Source organism: Enterobacter cloacae complex sp. HYC042_NIDB (assembly GCF_056673315.1).
In genome coordinates this window covers 842155-861622 of record NZ_CP109650.1, presented here as the reverse complement: position 1 = coordinate 861622, position 19468 = coordinate 842155, and the positions used below count along the sequence as shown (strand labels likewise).

Sequence of the window (19468 nt, the reverse complement as noted above, 5' to 3'; positions counted from 1 at the left end):
TACCTCGTTATTTCTGATTAAGGCTGCCGGAGAGAATGCAGAACACCCCCATCAGGTCAGCGTGACGGATAGTGACTTCCGTCTTTTCATTCACTTTTGGTTTGGCATGGTAGGCAATGCCAAGGCCAGCCACTTTGATCATTGGCAGATCGTTCGCGCCGTCGCCAATGCCGACGGTCTGCTCGACCGGAATCTCATACTTTTCCGCCAGGCGCGTCAGGGTATTGGCTTTGTACTGGGCATCCACGATATCGCCGATCACCTGGCCGGTCAGCTTGCCGTCCATGATTTCCAGCTCGTTAGCGACCACCGTGGTCAGATGCAGTTTCTCGCGTAGATAATCCGCAAAGAAGGTAAAGCCACCGGAGGCGATCGCCACTTTCCAGCCGAGGGACTGGAGCTTCAGCACCAGCTGCGTCAGCCCCGGCATCAGCGGCAGCACGTCGCGCACCTGGCGCAGGATGTTAGCATCGGCCCCTTTCAGGGTCGCCACGCGCTGGCGCAGGCTGGCGGTGAAGTCCAGCTCGCCGCGCATCGCACGCTCGGTGACTTCCGCCACCAGCTCGCCGCTGCCTGCCAGTTTAGCGATCTCGTCAATACATTCGATCTGAATGGCGGTAGAGTCCATGTCCATCACCAGCAGGCCCGGCGTTTTCAGGTGCGGGATCTTGCCGAGCGGGGCAACGTCCAGCCCGGCATCGTGCGCCAGGCGCGTGGCGCGCTGCGTCAGGGAACCCGCGAGGCGAATGACCTGGTAATCTTCCACGCACCAGGCGGCAACAATGACCATCGCCGCGCCCAGTTTGGTTTGATACTGGGTCAGGCGTTGCTTATCCAGACCGCGTCCATAGAGGAGCCAGCCGCTACGGCCAGCGTGGTAATCCAGAGGCATCACCTCATCGCCACTTAACGAGAGCGGCAATCCTGGCCATAAAGAGACATCCGTTGGCAGGTCACACCAGGTAATGTTCGGCATTAAAGCTCCTGTAATTTTGTTCGCGCCGGAAGGTTCCAGAGGGAAAATAACGCATGAGGCTACCCTGTAACCATCACTTCTGGCAACATTAAGCCCTAAATTTTCAGCAGGTGGAATATGGCTCGCGCAAAACTGAAATTCCGGCTTCATCGCGCCGTGATTGTCCTGATCTGTCTCGCACTGTTAGTCGCATTGATGCAAGGGGCATCATGGTTTAGCCAGAATCATCAGCGGCAGCGCAACCCGCAGTTTGAAGAGCTGGCCCGTACCCTGGCGCGTCAGGTGACGCTCAACGTTGCGCCCCTGATGCGCAATGAAACGCCGGACGATAAGCGGATAGGCCAGGTCTTGCGTCAGCTCACGGAAAACAGCCGCATTCTGGATGCGGGCGTGTACGATGAAAAAGGCGACCTGATTGCCCGCGCCGGTGAGCACGTCGACGTGCGCGACAGGCTGGCGCTGGACGGCAAAAAAGCCGGAGGCTATTTCAACCAGCAGATTGTCGAACCCGTTCAGGGTAAAAATGGCCCGCTGGGGTATCTGCGCCTGACGCTGGATACCCACACCCTGCCAACAGAAGCTAAGCAGGTGGATAACACCACCAATATTCTGCGCCTGATGCTGTTACTCTCGCTGGCGATTGGCGTCGTGCTGGCGCGCACGTTGCTTCAGGGCAAGCGTACCCGCTGGCAGCAGTCGCCGTTCCTGCTGACCGCCAGCAGGTCGGTTCCCGAAGACGAAGAGAGCGAGAAGAAGGAATAGTGATAAAGTAGGCGAAAGATATGGAAAAGGAACTCTGCCATGACGACGTTACGCCTGCTTATCTCTGACTCTCACGATCCCTGGTTTAATCTCGCGGTTGAAGAGTGCATCTTCCGCCAGATGCCCGCCACCCAGCGCGTCTTGTTTCTCTGGCGTAACGCCGATACGGTGGTCATCGGCCGCGCGCAAAACCCGTGGAAAGAGTGCAACACCCGGCGTATGGAAGAGGACAACGTCCGTCTCGCACGCAGGAGCAGCGGCGGCGGCGCGGTGTTTCACGATCTGGGCAATACCTGCTTTACCTTTATGGCGGGAAAACCGGAATACGACAAAACTATCTCTACGTCTATTGTGCTCAACGCGCTCAATGCGCTCGGCGTGACGGCTGAAGCCTCGGGGCGGAACGATCTCGTGGTCAAAACGCCCGAGGGCGACCGCAAGATCTCCGGCTCCGCCTACCGCGAAACGATGGATCGCGGGTTCCACCACGGCACCCTGCTGCTGAACGCCGACCTGAGCCGTCTGGCGAACTACCTTAATCCTGATAAGAAAAAGCTCCAGGCTAAGGGCATTACCTCTGTGCGCGGACGCGTGGCGAATCTGGTGGAGCTGCTGCCGGGGATTACGCACGAGCAGATTTGCGACGCGATCCGTGAAGCGTTCTTTGAACATTACGGCGAGCGCGTGGATGCGGAAGTGATTTCGCCGGATAAGACCCCGGATCTGCCTAACTTCGCCGAAACCTTTGCACGCCAGAGCAGCTGGGAATGGAACTTCGGCCAGGCCCCGGCGTTTTCACACCTGCTGGACGAACGTTTTACCTGGGGCGGCGTGGAGCTGCACTTTGACGTGGAGAAAGGCCACATTACCCGTACGCAGGTGTTTACGGACAGCCTCAACCCGGCACCGCTGGAAGCGCTGGCGGCCCGCTTGCAGGGCTGTTTGTATCGGGCGGATATGCTGCAGCAGGAGTGCGACGCGTTAATGGGGGATTTCCCGGAGCAGGAACAAGAGTTGCGGGACTTATCGGCATGGATTGCGCAGGCAGTACGCTAGTAAAAAAGCCCGCTGGCGCTGCGCTTAGCGGGCCTGGAAAACCGTAGGCCGGGTCAGGCGAAGCCGCCACCCGGCACAACAGCTCTTACTCTTTATCGCCCAGCAGAACGGATTCCAGCGCGATTTTGATCATGTCATTGAAGGTGGTCTGACGCTCGGCAGCGGTGGTCTGCTCGTGGGTACGGATGTGGTCAGACACGGTGCAGATGGTCAGCGCTTTCGCACCAAACTCAGCCGCCACGCCGTAGATACCCGCCGCTTCCATTTCCACGCCCAGGATGCCGTATTTTTCCATCACGTCAAACATGTCGCCTTCTGGCGAGTAGAACAGATCGGCAGAGAACAGGTTGCCCACGCGTGCGTCAACGCCCAGCGCTTTTGCCGCGTCAACCGCGTTACGCACCATGTCAAAGTCAGCGATTGCCGCAAAGTCATGATCCTTAAAGCGGATGCGGTTAACTTTAGAGTCGGTACACGCGCCCATGCCGATCACCACGTCACGCAGCTTAACGTCCATACGCACCGCACCGCAGGAGCCTACGCGGATGATTTTCTTCACGCCGAAATCGGTAATCAGCTCTTTGGTGTAGATGGAGCAGGACGGGATACCCATGCCGTGGCCCATAACGGAGATTTTGCGGCCTTTATAGGTACCGGTGAAGCCCAGCATGCCGCGAACGTTGTTCACTTCACGCACGTCTTCGAGGAAGGTTTCTGCAATGTGCTTCGCGCGCAGCGGGTCGCCCGGCATCAATACGACGTCAGCGAAATCACCCATTTCTGCATTAATGTGAGGAGTTGCCATCTTCAGTTCCTTTTACATTGTTGTTTTTGCCGGGTGGCGGCTACGCCTTACCCGGCCTACATTCTGTTCTCCCTCTCCCTGTGGGAGAGGGCCGGGGTGAGGGCATCAGGCCGCACCCAATCCGTTTAGAACATGGCCTTGCCATATTCCATGTCAGACGTACCAAAGTATTTCGCCAGGGTCTGGCCAATGTCCGCGAAGGTTTCACGGTGACCCAGCGAGCCCGGCTTCACTTTCGGGCCGTACACCAGTACCGGAATGTGCTCACGGGTGTGGTCGGTACCGGTCCAGGTTGGGTCACAGCCGTGGTCTGCGGTCAGGATCAGAATGTCATCTTCCCCCACCAGCTCCATCAGCTCCGGCAGACGGCGGTCAAACAGCTCCAGGCCCGCAGCATAACCGGCTACATCGCGACGGTGGCCCCAGGAGGAGTCGAAGTCCACGAAGTTGGTGAAGACAATGGTCTTATCGCCTGCTTCTTTCATCTCTTTGATAGTGGCATCGAACAGCGCATCCAGACCGGTCGCTTTCACTTTTTTGGTGATACCGCAGTTGGCGTAGATATCCGCTATTTTGCCCACGGACACCACGTGACCGCCCTTCTCGTCAACCAGCTTCTGCAGCACGGTTGGCGCCGGTGGCTCAACGGCCAGGTCGTGACGGTTACCGGTACGCTGGAAGTTACCCGCTTTGTCGCCGATAAACGGACGTGCGATAACGCGGCCAATGTTGTAGCCGCCTTCGGTCAGCTCTTCACGGGCGATTTCGCACAGCTCGTAGAGTTTATCCAGGCCAAACGTCTCTTCGTGGCAGGCAATCTGGAACACGGAGTCAGCAGAGGTGTAGAAAATCGGCTTGCCGGTTTTCATGTGCTCTTCGCCGAGCTGATCCAGAATCACGGTGCCGGAAGAGTGGCAGTTACCGAGGTAGCCCGGCAGGTTGGCACGCTTCACCAGCTTATCGAGCAGCTCCTGCGGGAAGCTGTTCTCGTGATCGGAGAAGTAGCCCCAGTCGAACAGCACCGGCACGCCGGCGATTTCCCAGTGACCGGACGGGGTATCTTTCCCGGAAGAGAGCTCGTGCGCCCAGGCGTAGGCGCCCACCACTTCCGCGTTGCCGTCCATACCGGCTGCGATTTTACCGGTAGAGCCTTCATGCGCTTTTACCAGCCCGAGGCGGGTCAGATTAGGTAGAGTCAGAGGGCCTTTACGACCGTTGTCCGCTTCGCCTTTTGCACAGGCTTCCGCGATGTGACCCATGGTATCGGAACCCACGTCACCAAAACGTTCTGCATCTTCGGTTGCGCCGATGCCGAATGAGTCCAGCACCATAATAAATGCACGTTTCATAATTGTTCTCCGTACTTAGTGCTTCATAAAATGCGATCAGATCAGTATACCGCTATTCAGTGATACGACGATAGACCGTCGGTGTGGTTTCCGGTGCTTTATCGTCAAGAGATATTGCCGCTTTCACCGCTTTCGCCGCGTCCTGCCAGCTGGCTTCGTCTTTCGCGTGGATCACCGCCAGCGGACGTTGGCCGTCGACGCTGTCGCCCAAACGGGCCATGTCGGTAAAGCCGACGCTGTAATCAATGGTGTCCGATGCCTGACGACGACCGCCGCCCATAGATACAACAGCCATGCCAAGCGCGCGGGTGTCCATGGCGGAGACAAAACCTTCGCCATCCGCATATACAGCTTTGCTGAGCATCGCGGTTGGCAGGTATTTCGCGTAGTTTTCGACGAAATCGGTCGGGCCTTTTTGCGCCGCCACCATGCGGCCAAAGATCTCCGCCGCTTTGCCGTTGTCCAGCACCGCCTGAAGCTTCGCGCGGGCTTCCGCGTCGTCTTTGGCCAGCTTGCCGGAGATGAGCATCTCAACGCACAGCGCCATGGTGACATCGAACAGGCGCGGGTTACGGTATTCGCCTGTGAGGAACTGCACGGCTTCGCGGACTTCAACCGCGTTACCGGCGCTGGAGGCCAGCACCTGGTTCATGTCGGTCAGCAGCGCGGTGGTGCGCACGCCCGCGCCGTTGGAGACGCCAACGATCGCTTCGGCAAGCTGAGCAGAGAGTTCATAGGTCGGCATAAACGCGCCGCTGCCCACCTTCACGTCCATCACCAGCGCGTCCAGCCCTTCCGCCAGTTTTTTGGCGAGGATAGAGGCGGTGATCAGCGGGATGGAGTCTACGGTGGCGGTAATATCACGCGTCGCGTAAAAACGCTTGTCTGCCGGAGCAAGAGAGCTGGTCTGGCCGATAATCGCCACCCCAACGTCTTTAATAATATCGCGGAAGCGATTGTCATCCGGGAAGATATCGAAGCCCGGAATGGCTTCCAGTTTGTCGAGCGTGCCGCCGGTGTGGCCCAGGCCGCGCCCGGAGATCATGGGAACGTAACCGCCACAGGCTGCCACCATTGGGCCAAGCATCAGCGAAGTCACATCACCCACGCCGCCGGTGGAGTGTTTGTCCACAATCGGGCCGTTGAGGTTGAGGCTTTTCCAGTCCAGAACGGTTCCTGAATCTCGCATCGCCATGGTCAGCGACACGCGCTCAGGCATCGACATATCGTGGAAGAAAATGGTCATCGCCAGAGCCGCAATCTGCCCTTCTGAGACGGTGTTGTCACGAATGCCGTTGATGAAGAAGCGAATTTCTTCGTCGCTTAAAGCAAGACCATCACGTTTTTTACGAATAATTTCTTGTGCGAGAAACACGGTAACCCCCATGCGGAATCGGGTGAATGGCGGCGGGTACGCTTACCCGCCCTGCGATCCTGTAGGCCGGATAAGCGAAGCGCCATCCGGCATTGTCTGGCAATCAGTAGCTGCTTGCGCTCTTACCGTCGCCGTGACCCAGCGCCTTCAGCAGGCTTGCCAGCAGGCTGGACGCGCCGAAGCGGTAGTGGCGGGAGTCAGCCCACTCAGCGCCAAACAGTTCGTCGGCAATCGCCAGGAACTGCTGCGCGTCTTCCGCGGTACGTACGCCGCCCGCAGGCTTGAAGCCAACGGTTTTGGATACGCCCATATCGCGGATAACTTCCATCATGATGCGCGCGCTTTCCGGGGTCGCATTGACCGGCACTTTACCGGTAGAGGTTTTAATGAAATCTGCGCCAGCTTTGATGGAGATTTCTGACGCCTTACGAATCAGCGCCTCTTCTTTCAGCTCGCCGGTTTCGATGATCACTTTGAGCAGCACGTTTGCCGCCGCACACGCGTCTTTACAGGCTTTCACCAGGTCAAAACCGACCTGCTCGTTGCCGGCAATCAGCGCGCGGTACGGGAACACCACGTCAACTTCGTCTGCGCCGTAGGCAATTGCCGCGCGGGTTTCCGCCAGCGCAATCTCAATGTCGTCATTGCCGTGCGGGAAGTTAGTCACGGTTGCAATGCGCACGTCCGGCGTGCCCTGCTCTTTCAGCGTTTTGCGGGCAATCGGGATAAAGCGCGGGTAGATACAGACGGCGGCGGTGTTACCCACTGGCGTTTTTGCCTGATGGCACAGGGCGATGACTTTTTCATTGGTGTCGTCATCGTTCAGGGTGGTCAGGTCCATCAGCTTCAACGCGCGCAGGCTGCTTGCAGTTAAATCGGTCATAACATTCTCCAACGGCAGTGCCGTATAAATTTTACCTTGCGGGTCTGTGAGTATTCTAACATTCACCCGCATCCACACTTCGACATTCATCACAGTTAATGAAAACTGCGTACAAATTTGCATTACTGTAATGAGATCTTCTTCAAACTTTAGCGTGCAAATTGCTGACTAAAGCAGCGATACCCCTTGTTGGATCAAAAGCGCCGGCAGGCTGGCTTCCTACAATCCGTTCATCATCCGCAGAACATTCAAGGAAGTGAACATGCCCGACGCCCTGCAACAACGTTGCCAGCACATTGTGACAAGCCCGGTGTTAACCCCGGAGCAAAAACGTCATTTTCTGGCGCTGGAAGCGGAAAATTATCTGCCCTACCCGACGCTATCTCCGGCCGCACGCGCCGCGCTGGACGAGGGGTTTATCTGCGACATGTACGAAGGTCATGCCCCCTACAAACCGCGTTACGTGCTGCCGGATTATGAAAAATTCCTGGCTAACGGTTCGGAATGGCTGGAGCTGGAAGGCGCGAAAGATCTTGATGACGCCCTCTCTCTGTTAACTATTCTCTATCACCATGTTCCTTCAGTGACATCAATGCCGGTCTATCTGGGGCAGCTTGATGCGCTACTGAATCCGTATGTTAGAATTCTAACACAAGAAGAAATCGATAGCCGAATAAAACGTTTCTGGCGCTATCTCGACAGAACGCTGCCCGATGCGTTTATGCACGCCAACATCGGGCCCACCGACGGCCCTGTCACCCGTGCCATTCTGCGTGCAGATGCTGAACTGAAGCAGGTTGCGCCCAATCTGACCTTTATCTACGATCCTGAGATCACCCCAGACGATTTACTGCTTGAGGTGGCAAAAAACATTTGTGAATGCAGCAAACCGCATATTTCAAACGGCCCGGTGAATGATAAAATTTTCACAAAAGGCCGTTTTGGCGTGGTGAGCTGTTACAACTCTCTGCCGCTGGCGGGCGGTGGCAGCACCCTGGTGCGCCTTAACCTCAAGACAATCGCCGAACACAGCACATCCATTGACGACTTCTTCACCCGCACGCTACCGCACTACTGCCAGCAGCAAATCGCCATCATCGATGCGCGCTGCGATTTTCTGTACGGGCAATCCGGCTTCTTTGAGAATAGCTTCCTGGTGAAAGAGGGGCTGATTGATGCCGATCGGTTTGTGCCGATGTTTGGCATGTACGGTCTTGCCGAAGCGGTGAACGGACTGTGTGAGAAAGCAGGCATGGCGGGGCGTTACGGGAAAGACGAGCAGGCCAACGCGCTGGGTTATCGCATCAGCGAACAGCTTGCGGCGTTTGTTGAAAATACGCCGGTGAAGCACGGCTGGAAGCATCGCGCGATGCTGCACGCCCAGTCAGGCATCAGCTCCGATTCGGGCACCACGCCGGGGGCGCGTCTGCCGTACGGTGACGAGCCGGATCCTGTCAGTCATCTGCTGGCCGTAGCGCCGCACCATAAACACTATCATTCCGGGATCAGCGATATTTTAACGCTGGATGAGACGGTAAAACGCAATCCGCAGGCGGTGGTTCAGCTTTGCCTGGGGGCGTTCAGGGCCGGTATGCGTGAGTTCACCGCGAATGTGGCCGGTAACGATCTGGTACGCGTGACCGGCTATATGGTTCGCTTGTCGGATCTGGAGAAATACCGGGAAGCGGGTTCAAGAACGAACACCACGTGGCTGGGGGAAGAGGCCGCACGCAATACACGTATTCTGGAACGTCAGCCGCGCGTGATAAGCCATGAACAGCAGATGCGCTTTAGTTAGTCAGGTCATCCCCTTCTCCTGCGTGGACGGGCCGGGCAGCCGCCTGGCGCTGTTCCTGCAGGGCTGTAACCTGCGCTGCAAAACCTGCCACAACCCGTGGACCATCGGGCGCTGCAATGACTGCGGGGACTGCGTGCCCCACTGCCCGCACGACGCGCTGACCATTCAGGCCGGACGCGTCTGGTGGCAGGAGAGTCATTGCCAGCAGTGCGACACCTGCCTGCGCCTGTGCCAGCAGCAGGCCACGCCTATGGCGCACCGCCTGAGCGTCGACGAGATCCTCGTTCAGGTCCGTAAATCCGCGCCCTTTATCGAAGGGATCACCGTGAGCGGCGGCGAAGCCACAACCCAGCTGCCGTTTTTGATCGCCCTGTTTACCGCGATCAAAACCGATCCTGAGCTACATCATTTAACCTGCCTGGTAGACAGCAACGGTCTGCTAAGCGAAACCGGCTGGCAAAAACTGCTGCCGGTGCTGGATGGCGCAATGCTGGATCTCAAAGCGTGGGGGAATGAACATCACCGCTTCCTGACCGGACGCGAAAACCCGCAGATTAAGGAGAGTATTCGCTGGCTGGCAGACCGTCACCGTTTGACGGAGCTCCGCTTGCTGGTCATCCCGGAACAGTGTGATTATCTGGAACATATCAAACCGTTGATCGCGTTCATCCACGGGCTGGGGAACGTTCCGGTGCGTATTAACGCGTTTCATGCACACGGAGTTTACGGCGAGGCGGCGTCATGGCGCAGCGCCACGCAGGAGGATATTGAACCGCTGGCGCGGGCGCTGGAAAAACAGAAGATAACGGTGATTCGTCCGGCGCTTTATCTATAGCGTGATGCCAAAAACCGAACGGGTATTTTCGAGCAGCGCGCTGGCAATGACCTCTTCAGGTTCCTGACGCAGTTCGCACAGCACGTTAAACACCCGCGCCGCCTGTTCCGGGCGATTCGGCTGCCCCTGAAAACCATTCAGCGGCATATCGGGGGCATCCGTTTCCAGTAACAGCGCAGAGAGAGGCAGCTGCGCCATTACGTCACGGGTTTTACTGGCGCGCGGATAGGTGATGGTGCCACCGACGCCAATTTTATAGCCCAGTTCAATAAAACGCTGCGCCTGCTGCAGGCTGCCGGAAAAACCATGCACTACGCCTCGTCGCGGCAGGTCGATGCGCTTCAGGTGCATCGCCAGTTTGTCATGAGTGCGTCGGGAGTGGAGGATCACCGGCAGATCGTGACGTTTTGCCAGCCGAAGCTGCGCGTCGAGGATCGTCTGCTGGCGTTCAAACTGCGGATCTTCGCGATAGAGATCGAGGCCGATCTCGCCGATGGCGACAAGTTTCTCTCCCGCACGTTGCAGCACCCGATCCAGCTCTTCAAGATGCTCATCACGATGGCGCTCAATCACAATCGGATGCAGGCCGAGCGCGGCATAAAGCGCGGAGTATCGCGCGGAAAGCTCCAGCACGCGGGTAAAATAGGCGGCTTCAACCGACGGCACAATGATGGCCTGCACGCCGGCTTCGGCAGCTTTCGCAATGCTTTGCGCTTCATTCCCCGTAAACGGCGGGAAATCAAAGTGGCAGTGGGTATCAACAAAGCGGTGCGTCACGCCAGATCCTCATTATCCAGTAAAGCGTCATTCGCCTGCGGAATGTCCACCAGCGGCATGGTCAGGGCGTCATTGGCGACAATTGCAGGTGGCGTAATAATGCGTTTATGGCGATGCAGAGGCGGTTGCTCGGCCAGCATTTTCCCGACGGTCGCCAGGAAGTAACGCCCGCACAGCCGCCCCGTTTTGTAATCCATACGCAACGCAGGCAGCCGGCTGCCCAACGCCATGCTCAGCAGCGGCTTAGGCGGATAAATTTCAAAGATGCGCAGCTTGCCCGGGGGTTTTTCAATAAAGCGCTGCATCGCGCCGTAGGTGGTTTCATGCTGCTTCGCGATGTTCACCAGCGGCTGCAGGCTGCTGTCGCCCAGCCAGCGCTCCATCCGCTTAAACCACTGGGGGGTGTAATACATTTGCGACGGAACGGTACGGATCACCACGATAGTTTTCGCCCCGCGTCGCGCGGCTTCCTGCACCGGCACCGCGTCGCTGATGCCGCCGTCCAGATAGCTGATGCCATCCAGCAGCGCGCCGGTACGATAAAAACCGGGAATAGCGCTGGAGGCGCGGATGATGTCGAGCCAGTTCTCCTTCTGCGGTGAGAAATAGCCCGGCGAATAGTCATCCCCCCGGCTGGCGCACATCCAGAATTCTTTGCCGCTATCAAACAGGCGGGCGGCGGTATCCATGGCCAGCGGCATCTGGCTGGAGGTCGACTCCAGCAGCCAGTCGAGATCGATCAGGTTGCCGCCGCGCACGAAGCGCACCGGGTTAAAAAATTCTTTCGCCGTGGTGAAGCGCATGATCACTTTTCGCGCGTAGCCGGGCTGGTTACAGACATAGGCAGAGAGATTCTGCGCCCCGGCGGACGTGCCGAAGTAGAGGTCAAACGGGTTGAACTGCGCGCGCATAAATTCATCCAGCACGCCGGCGGTAAAAATGCCGCGCTGTCCTCCCCCCTCGCAGACCAGTGCGAGTTGACCCGCACTAAACGGTTTTAACGTCAGCGGCGCAATATTGCCGAGCGTAACGGGAATTCGTTGCCCCACCTCTGCTTTCCTGTTTTGATTATTTTATCACTCCACAGTAACGCACCCGACCTGTAACGCAAATAAGAAAAAGCCAGTCGCAGTGACTGGCTTTATTTTGTTGAAGGAATATTGCGTTTGCTACGGACGTCTACGACCCGTAAACAGGCTGACCAGGAACAGAATAATACCGACGACGAAGACAATTTTAGCTGCCCATGCCGCTGTACCTGCCAGACCACCAAAGCCCAATGCGGCGGCAATTAACGCGATAACCAGAAATATAATGCCCCAACGAAACATAAGCTTCTCCTTTACCATAGTTAATGTCGGCCGCTAAACGTGAGCGCTCAGGTCACTCACCGGCGTTTTTCCAGAGTCGTTCTTATTTCGCCCGCAGGGTTAAACCTTACGGGCGAATGGTCCAGAATTACTTCGTTTTCAGATCGTTTTTAACGCTTTTAACACCATCAATGGCTTTCGCAATTGACTCGGCGCGTTCACTTTGCGCCTGTGAATCAACCGTACCGGAAAGCTGAACCACGCCATCGGTGGTTTCCACTTTCACCTTACGAGACGGCACGATGTCATCTGCTAACAGTTTAGCTTTGATTTCGCTGGTAGTAGCGGCATCACCGGCATAACCTTTCACCGAGGCGTTTTTACCGTCGCGAACGTGCAGTTTATCGCTCACGGATGCAACACCTTCGACACCCTTCGCCACCTTCACAGCCTGTTCGGCCTGGGCCTGGCTTTCAACAAAGCCACTCAGGGTAACGACCTTTTTGTCGGTCTTAACGGAAATATCGGTGCTCTTGATGGCTTCATCATCCACCAGTGCGGCTTTCACTTTTGCTGTGATAGAGCTGTCGTCCATGAAATTACCGACTTTATTCATAGAGCTATCGATTTTTTGCCCTGCGGTGTCGGCCGTGGACTGTGCTTTATCCATGGTGCTGCTTTCCGCCAGGGCGGAACCGCTAACCAGAACGCTACCCAGTGTTACAGCCAGCAGAGTTTTAGAAATCTTCAGTCTTGTCATATTCATCGATGTATTCCTGTGTTTTACCCGTTATTCGGGCTAAATACTTCCTTAGTAGTTTTATATATCGCGAATAAACACACGGGCGAAATGGAGAACCAATCGACATGCATTGAACAGTTAATTCATCCATGCCCGGTGCTAAACACTGAGTTAAATATAGATCACTCTCACAATGCCGCTTTCAGAATTGCGTAAAAAACGCGCGAATAGCGTGAATTTGCGGTGAATTAAGAACATTCCGCAAGGGACTAATAAGACAGGAATAAAAGAAGAGCACGGCGATTGCCGTGCTCCGGGAGAGGATTAGTGTTCGCGCGTTTTGCGGAACTGAACGTCTGGATAACGTTCCTGCGTCAGGTTCAGGTTGACCATCGTTGGCGCGATATAGGTCAGGTTGTCGCCGCCATCGAGCGCCAGCTGAATTTCGTTCTTACGCTTAAATTCTTCGAATTTCTTCACGTCAGAACACTCAACCCAGCGCGCGGTCGCCACGTTGACCGATTCGTAAATCGCTTCCACGTTGTACTCGCTCTTCAGGCGCGCAACCACCACGTCGAACTGAAGCACACCGACCGCGCCGACAATCAGATCGTTGTTGGCGATTGGACGGAATACCTGCACGGCGCCCTCTTCAGAGAGCTGAACAAGGCCTTTCAGCAGCTGTTTCTGCTTCAGCGGATCGCGCAGACGAATGCGACGGAACAGCTCCGGTGCGAAGTTCGGAATACCCGTGAACTTCATCATCTCGCCCTGGGTGAAGGTATCGCCGATCTGGATCGTACCGTGGTTGTGCAGACCGATGATGTCGCCCGGATACGCCTCTTCAACGTGCGAACGGTCGCCCGCCATAAAGGTCAGCGCGTCGGAAATCACGACATCTTTACCGATGCGCACCTGGCGCAGCTTCATGCCCTTCTCATACTTACCGGACACCACGCGCATGAAGGCCACGCGGTCGCGGTGTTTCGGGTCCATGTTGGCCTGAATTTTAAAGACGAAGCCGGTGAACTTCTCTTCCTTCGCTTCCACTTCGCGGGTGTCGGTTTTACGCGGCATCGGCTGAGGTGCCCACTCCACCAGACCGTCCAGCATGTGATCAACGCCGAAGTTACCCAGCGCGGTACCGAAGAAGACCGGGGTAATTTCGCCGCTCAGGAACAGTTCTTTGTCGAACTCGTGAGACGCACCCTTCACCAGCTCCAGCTCGTCGCGCAGCTGCGCGGCCAGCTCTTCGCCAACGGCGGCATCGAGATCCGGGTTGTCCAGACCTTTCACAATGCGCACTTCCTGAATGGTGTGGCCTTTACCGGTCTGATACAGGTAAGTTTCGTCTTTATAGAGGTGATAAACCCCTTTGAACAGCTTACCGCAGCCAATTGGCCAGGTGATTGGCGCACAGGCGATCTTCAGCTCGTTTTCCACTTCATCCATCAGCTCCATCGGGTCACGGATGTCACGGTCGAGTTTGTTCATAAAGGTGAGGATCGGCGTATCGCGCAGACGGGTAACTTCCATCAGCTTGCGGGTACGATCTTCTACACCCTTCGCGGCGTCGATCACCATCAGACAGCAGTCCACCGCCGTCAGGGTACGGTAAGTATCTTCGGAGAAGTCTTCGTGCCCCGGGGTGTCCAGCAGGTTCACCAGGCAGTCGTGATACGGGAACTGCATCACGGAGGTGGTAATCGAAATACCACGCTGCTTTTCCATCTCCATCCAGTCAGATTTTGCATGCTGGCTGGAGCCACGGCCTTTAACGGTACCCGCAGTCTGGATCGCCTGTCCGAACAGCAACACCTTCTCGGTGATGGTCGTTTTACCGGCATCCGGGTGTGAGATAATGGCAAAAGTACGGCGCTTGGCCACCTCTTGCAGATAAGGAGACAACGTCATAATTAAATCTTCTTTTATAAGCGCGGCAGCACGCCACGCATCATGGAATACAAAATTGCGGCTATTTTACCCATCAACGGGGGGCAGGCAATCATTGTTTACACAGGAGTTGCTCCAGTTCGGTCAATGACGTGACGGTCCAGGTTGGCTCGATGCCTTCAGGCTTCACGCGGCCATGCGCATTCAGCCAGACGGTCGACAAACCTGACTTCATACCGCCAAGAATATCAGACTCTGCGGTATCACCCACCATCAGCACGCGATCGCGGTCGGGATTACCGGCCTGCGCCAGCGCATAATCGAAAATTCGCGGATCCGGTTTCGGCACGCCGACCTCTTCCGAGATCACCAGTGCGTCAAAATGATCGCGCAGGCCGGTGCGCTCAAGGCGGATCTGCTGCAGGGCGGTAAAACCGTTGGTGATGATCCCCAGTTTCACCTTGCCTTTCAACGCATTCAGCAGGGAAACCGCGCCCGGCAGGGGCGCACAGATATCGGCCATGGCGTTAAGGAAAGCCTCGTTCAGCGTCCCCGAACTGACCTTTAAGCGCTCCGCCCAGACGTCAAATCGCTGGTGCTGTAGCTGTAACGCGGTGATGGCACCGTTCTGGTAATCCACCCACAGCGGCTTGTTCACCGCCTGATAGTCCTGAAAATCTTCGGCGGTGAAGGTCACGCTATAGTCGAGAAACATCCGCTGTAGGCCGCCGAACGAGTCAAACGTAAACAGCGTTTCGTCGGCATCAAAGAAAATCCAGTCCCATTTCATCGTTACAACCTTATATTCGTTATCCAATTGGCAGAGCCATGATAATGGCGTCTTCACGTCCCTCTGCGGTGGGGTAGTAGTTACGTCGGACTGTCGCCTCGTTAAAGCCTAAGCTTTCATAGAGCGCGATGGCGGCGACATTCGACGCGCGCACCTCCAGCCACAGGGTGAAAACGTCGCGGGTTTCGAGCTCACGAATGAGATGCTCAAGCAGTTCTCTGCCCAGCCCACGGCGCTGAAACGCCGGGTCGACGGCGATGTTAAACAGCGTCGCCTCGTCAAGAACCACCTGCGTGATGGCAAACGCGGCCAGGGTGCCGTCAACGTCCAGACGGTAGTTCAGATAGCGCTCGCCCTGATTGCTGGCAAACGTTTTTTCGCTCCACGGAAAGGCGTGGGCGCGTGTTTCAATCGCGAACGCTGCGGTCAGGTCAGGCGTCGTGAGGGAAGAAATCGTGTTCATATTCGCAGATTTGTTGCCATAGCGCGCTGCGCGCCTTTGGATTGGCTTTCAGCTCGTCCAGCGCTGGTGAGCTGATTTGGCTCCCCTGAAGAGAGATGTCGTTTGTCTCTCCGATGCGCCAGCTGTTACAGCGGCTATCAGGAGGAAGCATGGCAACCCGTTCCGGCGTCAGCTGTAAGACCTGGTCGGGCGTCAGCTTCAGGCAGCGAAGGACATCACCGATCAGGGGCTCATTCAGGGCAGGCAGTTCTTCCGCCACCATCACCAACCGAACGTGCGCGGGGATGGAGATGGCGATTTCGCCCTGCAACGCCGTCGGGCGACGCAAAGCCCACTGGGTGATGCCCAGCTGCTGCAACTGCCAGTCTCGTCGGGATGTCATAGGGATAACTCCTGTCTCTCAGGCGCGCAAATATAGCAAATGTGTCGAAAGTGCGCCATCTACCTACTATAATCCCCGCCTGAGTTTATTGAGGAACAATTCATGTCTGCATTTACCCCGGCAAGTGAAGTCTTGCTGCGTCACAGTGATGATTTCGAAGAAAGCCGTATTCTGTTTGCCGGAGATATGCAGGATGACCTGCCCGCGCGTTTCGACTGTGCTGAAAGCCGTGCCCACACCCAATACTACCACCACTGGCAGGTGCTGAGCCGCCAGATGGGCGAGCGCGCACGCTTCAGCCTGGTGGCGGAGCAGAGCGATATTGCCGACTGCGATACGCTGATCTACTACTGGCCGAAGAACAAGCCGGAAGCCCAGTTCCAGCTGATGAACCTGCTCTCCCTGCTGCCGGTTGGCTGCGATATTTTCGTGGTCGGTGAAAACCGCAGCGGTGTCCGTAGCGCCGAGCAGATGCTGGAAGCCTACGCGCCGCTGACCAAAGTCGACAGTGCACGTCGCTGCGGTCTGTATCATGGCCGTCTGGAAAAGCAGACAACGTTCGATGCCAACACCTTCTGGGACGAGTACCAGCTTGACGGCCTGACCATCAAAACCCTGCCGGGTGTCTTCAGCCGTGACGCGCTGGATACGGGCAGCAAGCTGCTGCTCTCCACCCTGACGCCGCACACCAAAGGCAAAGTGCTGGACGTGGGCTGCGGCGCGGGCGTGCTTTCAACGGTGCTTGCCAGCCATTCACCAAAAGTGCGTTTAACCCTGTGTGACGTGAGCGCCCCGGCGGTAGAAGCCAGCCGCGCAACGCTTGCGGCCAACGGCATTGAAGGCGACGTGATTGCCAGCAACGTCTTCTCTGACGTCACCGGCCGCTTTGACATGATCATCTCTAACCCGCCGTTCCACGACGGGATGGAAACCAGCCTCGAAGCTGCGCAAACCCTGATCCGTGGCGCGACTCGCCACCTCAACAGCGGCGGCGAGCTGCGCATCGTGGCGAACGCCTTCCTGGCGTACCCGAAAGTGCTGGACGAAACCTTCGGCTTCCACGAAGTGATCGCCCAGACGGGCCGCTTTAAGGTCTACCGCACCGTGATGACGCGTCAGGCAAAGAAATAATTCGCCATACAATGCAGGCCGGATAAGCGCCAGCGCCATCTGGCAAGCAGGCGTCGCAATTCCGTCCATTTTTACAGCAATCAATAAAAGGTGCGCACTTTTCTGTTGACGTAAAGCTGAAAACATCTAGAATGCGCCTCCGTGGTTACGATACTTTTACAGTATCGATGGTATGCGAAGGTGGCGGAATTGGTAGACGCGCTAGCTTCAGGTGTTAGTGTCCTTACGGATGTGGGGGTTCGAGTCCCCCCCCTCGCACCATAAATCACGTTGATATTGCTCGCACTGGGCGAAGGTGGCGGAATTGGTAGACGCGCTAGCTTCAGGTGTTAGTGTCCTTACGGATGTGGGGGTTCGAGTCCCCCCCCTCGCACCAACGAGGCGATATCAAAAATAGTAAGATGACTGTGCGAAGGTGGCGGAATTGGTAGACGCGCTAGCTTCAGGTGTTAGTGTCCTTACGGATGTGGGGGTTCGAGTCCCCCCCCTCGCACCAATTATCTTATCTCCCTTCTGTAATACCTCTTATTTTCCCTGTTATTTCAAACTCATCATTATCACCAGAATTGCGCTGACTAATGCGACGCATGATGGCAGTAACACATAATGGCGTAGGTGCTTATGCCAGATCATGCCTGACGTCATCAGTAGCCCTGACACAATGATGGCCTTCCAGCTTTCGATGGAGAGATCGGCAAACATCAAACCGCCAAGGATTACGCCCGGCAGCAATACTCCCCATGCACTTCCCAGCGCCCTGTTCAACATACATCGCCCTTTCATAACGATAATGATAAACAATATCATATGATAAAAATTATCATTTGTCAGCGCGGTGAAGCAAAAAAAATCGCCCTTTCTCCTTATGTAGAATGACAGAAATTTCCTAAGGTGATAAATTGCTCACCTGTTAACTACACATAAACTTTTTCTTATAATTACGCTTTGAGTTTTTTGCATAATTAAGTGCGAAACCACACCTATTCATCTGTTTTAATTAAGTTTTAATAAAAACGCACGACTATGACATCACAATCCTGGCGGTCTTTGGTTCAAAGAAAATATCAATTATCGTTACGTTTATTTTTATTTCTGAACGCAACGTCAGCCGTGTTCTCGGTAACAAACCCGCTCTATTCTGTACGCGTGTTTTCTGCCCCTCTGATTGCTATTTTCGCGATCAGTACTGGCCTGTTCGTCTGGCACTGGAAAAAACGCGCGCGGAAGATAAATATTCCTGCCGTTTCAGCAATCTTTGGTATTTTGTGGGCCTGGCAAATAGATTCGAAATTTTCGCTAATTACCCATGACCAGGCGATGTATTTGATAATAGCTTTACTCACGGTGCTTTTTATCGGAACACTGGCCTTCGCCAGTAATATCAAAGCATTTACGCTGCACTCGCTCCCCGCCTTTATTGTCTGCCTGTGGTTAAGTGACCAGGATATATGGCTAAGAATGTCCTATTCTTTCGCACTTCCTGTGGTGGCTATTGCTATTCATAACATTTTGCAACGGCGCAACGATCGCTTCGCCCAGGAGCTGCTCTCTCGCCTGCTGGAAGAACGGGAAACTCTGACCGATCTCAGTATGATGGACCCGCTAACCGGGCTCTATAATCGTCGCGGCCTGCAAAGCCGTCTGGAGAACCTGCCGGCGGTAGAAAACGGCGAACATTTTGTTCTTTTGATGGATATCGATCACTTCAAAGCCTATAACGACCATTATGGCCATATGATGGGTGACCAGGCGCTGAAGCGCGTCTCTGCGGCAATTCGTGATGCCGTCCGTTCGCGCGATATTGTGGCGCGTTTCGGTGGGGAAGAGTTCATGGTGCTGCTGACGAATATTTCACTTGAACACGCCCGCCATACGGCAGAGGGGATCCGTCAGAAAGTCTATGATTTGAAAATCCCCCATCTGTTCAACGAAAGCGTCGCCACCAATGTCACCATCAGCATCGGTATTGCCATTTTCGAAAACGAGGACGTGGAAAGCGCTCTGGAGAGAGCGGACAGAGCCCTCTATGAAGCAAAGCATTTAGGTCGCAATAACATTCTGCTGAGTGAAGAGCTACAAACCGCTTAAGCGCGTCTTCGGTTAATCAGGACAAAAGTCTTGCCATTGGTATGAGCAATAGT

Annotated in this window: 20 protein-coding genes and 3 tRNA genes; 9 read left to right on the top strand and 14 right to left on the bottom strand. The window is 55.7% G+C overall.

Features of this window, described 5'->3' with window-relative positions; genetic code table 11:
• Positions 1 to 7: 7 nt before the first annotated feature.
• The gene (serB, locus tag OKF39_RS04150; protein ID WP_028015444.1) at positions 8 to 976 is read right to left on the bottom strand and encodes a phosphoserine phosphatase; all 969 of its coding nucleotides are present in this window, start codon (positions 974 to 976) and stop codon (positions 8 to 10) included.
• Between the two features lie 117 nt (positions 977 to 1093).
• Here serB and OKF39_RS04145 point away from each other — a divergent pair, with 117 nt between their 5' ends.
• Positions 1094 to 1738, top strand: coding sequence for a YtjB family periplasmic protein (locus OKF39_RS04145; protein WP_028015443.1), 645 nt, complete (start codon positions 1094 to 1096; stop codon positions 1736 to 1738).
• Positions 1739 to 1777: 39 nt separating this feature from the next.
• Positions 1778 to 2794, top strand: a complete 1017-nt coding sequence (gene lplA, locus OKF39_RS04140) for a lipoate--protein ligase (RefSeq protein WP_028015442.1) — start codon at positions 1778 to 1780, stop codon at positions 2792 to 2794.
• 85 nt (positions 2795 to 2879) lie between these two features.
• Here lplA and deoD read toward each other — a convergent pair whose 3' ends face one another.
• The 4 genes from deoD to deoC form a co-directional block, all read right to left on the bottom strand.
• Positions 2880 to 3599: a purine-nucleoside phosphorylase gene (gene deoD, locus OKF39_RS04135; protein WP_003856538.1), complete on the bottom strand. Its 720-nt coding sequence runs from the start codon at positions 3597 to 3599 to the stop codon at positions 2880 to 2882.
• Between the two features lie 125 nt (positions 3600 to 3724).
• A complete protein-coding gene (deoB, locus tag OKF39_RS04130; protein ID WP_025912138.1) occupies positions 3725 to 4948 on the bottom strand; it encodes a phosphopentomutase in 1224 nt (407 codons plus the stop codon).
• Between the two features lie 52 nt (positions 4949 to 5000).
• Entirely contained in the window at positions 5001 to 6323 is a 1323-nt protein-coding gene (gene deoA / locus OKF39_RS04125) for a thymidine phosphorylase (RefSeq protein ID WP_041911290.1), read from the bottom strand.
• Between the two features lie 103 nt (positions 6324 to 6426).
• Positions 6427 to 7206 carry a deoxyribose-phosphate aldolase gene (gene deoC / locus OKF39_RS04120; protein ID WP_032644972.1) on the bottom strand — a complete coding sequence of 260 codons (780 nt, stop codon included), beginning with the start codon at positions 7204 to 7206 and terminating at the stop codon, positions 6427 to 6429.
• Positions 7207 to 7468: 262 nt separating this feature from the next.
• On the opposite strand from deoC, the gene OKF39_RS04115 reads away from it, so the two are divergent.
• Together OKF39_RS04115 and OKF39_RS04110 are read left to right on the top strand one after the other, a co-directional pair.
• Positions 7469 to 9004 carry a YjjI family glycine radical enzyme gene (locus OKF39_RS04115; protein WP_479983509.1) on the top strand — a complete coding sequence of 512 codons (1536 nt, stop codon included), beginning with the start codon at positions 7469 to 7471 and terminating at the stop codon, positions 9002 to 9004.
• Positions 8979 to 9839 carry a YjjW family glycine radical enzyme activase gene (locus OKF39_RS04110; protein ID WP_045631117.1) on the top strand — a complete coding sequence of 287 codons (861 nt, stop codon included), beginning with the start codon at positions 8979 to 8981 and terminating at the stop codon, positions 9837 to 9839. The genes OKF39_RS04115 and OKF39_RS04110 overlap by 26 nt, the downstream gene beginning before the upstream one ends.
• Here the strand turns inward: OKF39_RS04110 and OKF39_RS04105 are convergent.
• The 8 genes from OKF39_RS04105 to OKF39_RS04070 form a co-directional block, all read right to left on the bottom strand.
• On the bottom strand, positions 9834 to 10616 hold the full coding sequence (locus OKF39_RS04105) for a TatD family hydrolase (protein ID WP_248110349.1): 783 nt from the start codon (positions 10614 to 10616) through the stop codon (positions 9834 to 9836). The two genes, OKF39_RS04110 and OKF39_RS04105, sit on opposite strands and share 6 nt — an antisense overlap.
• A complete protein-coding gene (locus OKF39_RS04100) occupies positions 10613 to 11665 on the bottom strand; it encodes a patatin-like phospholipase family protein (protein WP_032644971.1) in 1053 nt (350 codons plus the stop codon). The genes OKF39_RS04105 and OKF39_RS04100 overlap by 4 nt, the downstream gene beginning before the upstream one ends.
• Before the next feature lie 120 nt (positions 11666 to 11785).
• The gene (locus OKF39_RS04095) at positions 11786 to 11947 is read right to left on the bottom strand and encodes a DUF1328 domain-containing protein (RefSeq protein WP_003856556.1); all 162 of its coding nucleotides are present in this window, start codon (positions 11945 to 11947) and stop codon (positions 11786 to 11788) included.
• Positions 11948 to 12074: 127 nt separating this feature from the next.
• On the bottom strand, positions 12075 to 12692 hold the full coding sequence (osmY, locus tag OKF39_RS04090) for a molecular chaperone OsmY (protein WP_028015434.1): 618 nt from the start codon (positions 12690 to 12692) through the stop codon (positions 12075 to 12077).
• Between the two features lie 300 nt (positions 12693 to 12992).
• Entirely contained in the window at positions 12993 to 14582 is a 1590-nt protein-coding gene (prfC, locus tag OKF39_RS04085; protein WP_028015433.1) for a peptide chain release factor 3, read from the bottom strand.
• Positions 14583 to 14673: 91 nt separating this feature from the next.
• The gene (yjjG, locus tag OKF39_RS04080; protein ID WP_479983508.1) at positions 14674 to 15351 is read right to left on the bottom strand and encodes a pyrimidine 5'-nucleotidase; all 678 of its coding nucleotides are present in this window, start codon (positions 15349 to 15351) and stop codon (positions 14674 to 14676) included.
• Between the two features lie 19 nt (positions 15352 to 15370).
• A complete protein-coding gene (gene rimI / locus OKF39_RS04075) occupies positions 15371 to 15814 on the bottom strand; it encodes a ribosomal protein S18-alanine N-acetyltransferase (RefSeq protein WP_028015431.1) in 444 nt (147 codons plus the stop codon).
• The gene (locus OKF39_RS04070) at positions 15783 to 16196 is read right to left on the bottom strand and encodes a DNA polymerase III subunit psi (RefSeq protein ID WP_479983507.1); all 414 of its coding nucleotides are present in this window, start codon (positions 16194 to 16196) and stop codon (positions 15783 to 15785) included. The genes rimI and OKF39_RS04070 overlap by 32 nt, the downstream gene beginning before the upstream one ends.
• A gap of 102 nt (positions 16197 to 16298) precedes the next feature.
• Here OKF39_RS04070 and rsmC point away from each other — a divergent pair, with 102 nt between their 5' ends.
• The 4 genes from rsmC (at position 16299) to OKF39_RS04050 (ending at position 17823) form a co-directional block, all read left to right on the top strand.
• Positions 16299 to 17327 (top strand): 16S rRNA (guanine(1207)-N(2))-methyltransferase RsmC, encoded by a 1029-nt coding sequence (rsmC, locus tag OKF39_RS04065; protein WP_047363626.1) that lies wholly within the window; start codon positions 16299 to 16301, stop codon positions 17325 to 17327.
• Positions 17328 to 17501: 174 nt separating this feature from the next.
• Positions 17502 to 17588 (top strand) — tRNA-Leu (locus OKF39_RS04060).
• A 28-nt stretch (positions 17589 to 17616) separates the two neighbouring features.
• A tRNA-Leu gene (locus OKF39_RS04055) sits at positions 17617 to 17703 on the top strand.
• A 33-nt stretch (positions 17704 to 17736) separates the two neighbouring features.
• Positions 17737 to 17823 (top strand) — tRNA-Leu (locus OKF39_RS04050).
• Positions 17824 to 17864: 41 nt separating this feature from the next.
• Here OKF39_RS04050 and OKF39_RS04045 read toward each other — a convergent pair.
• Entirely contained in the window at positions 17865 to 18134 is a 270-nt protein-coding gene (locus OKF39_RS04045) for a DUF1435 domain-containing protein (RefSeq protein ID WP_032644970.1), read from the bottom strand.
• A gap of 216 nt (positions 18135 to 18350) precedes the next feature.
• Between OKF39_RS04045 and OKF39_RS04040 the strand changes: the two genes are divergently transcribed.
• Positions 18351 to 19415: a GGDEF domain-containing protein gene (locus OKF39_RS04040; RefSeq protein ID WP_479983506.1), complete on the top strand. Its 1065-nt coding sequence runs from the start codon at positions 18351 to 18353 to the stop codon at positions 19413 to 19415.
• Positions 19416 to 19468 lie beyond the last annotated feature (53 nt).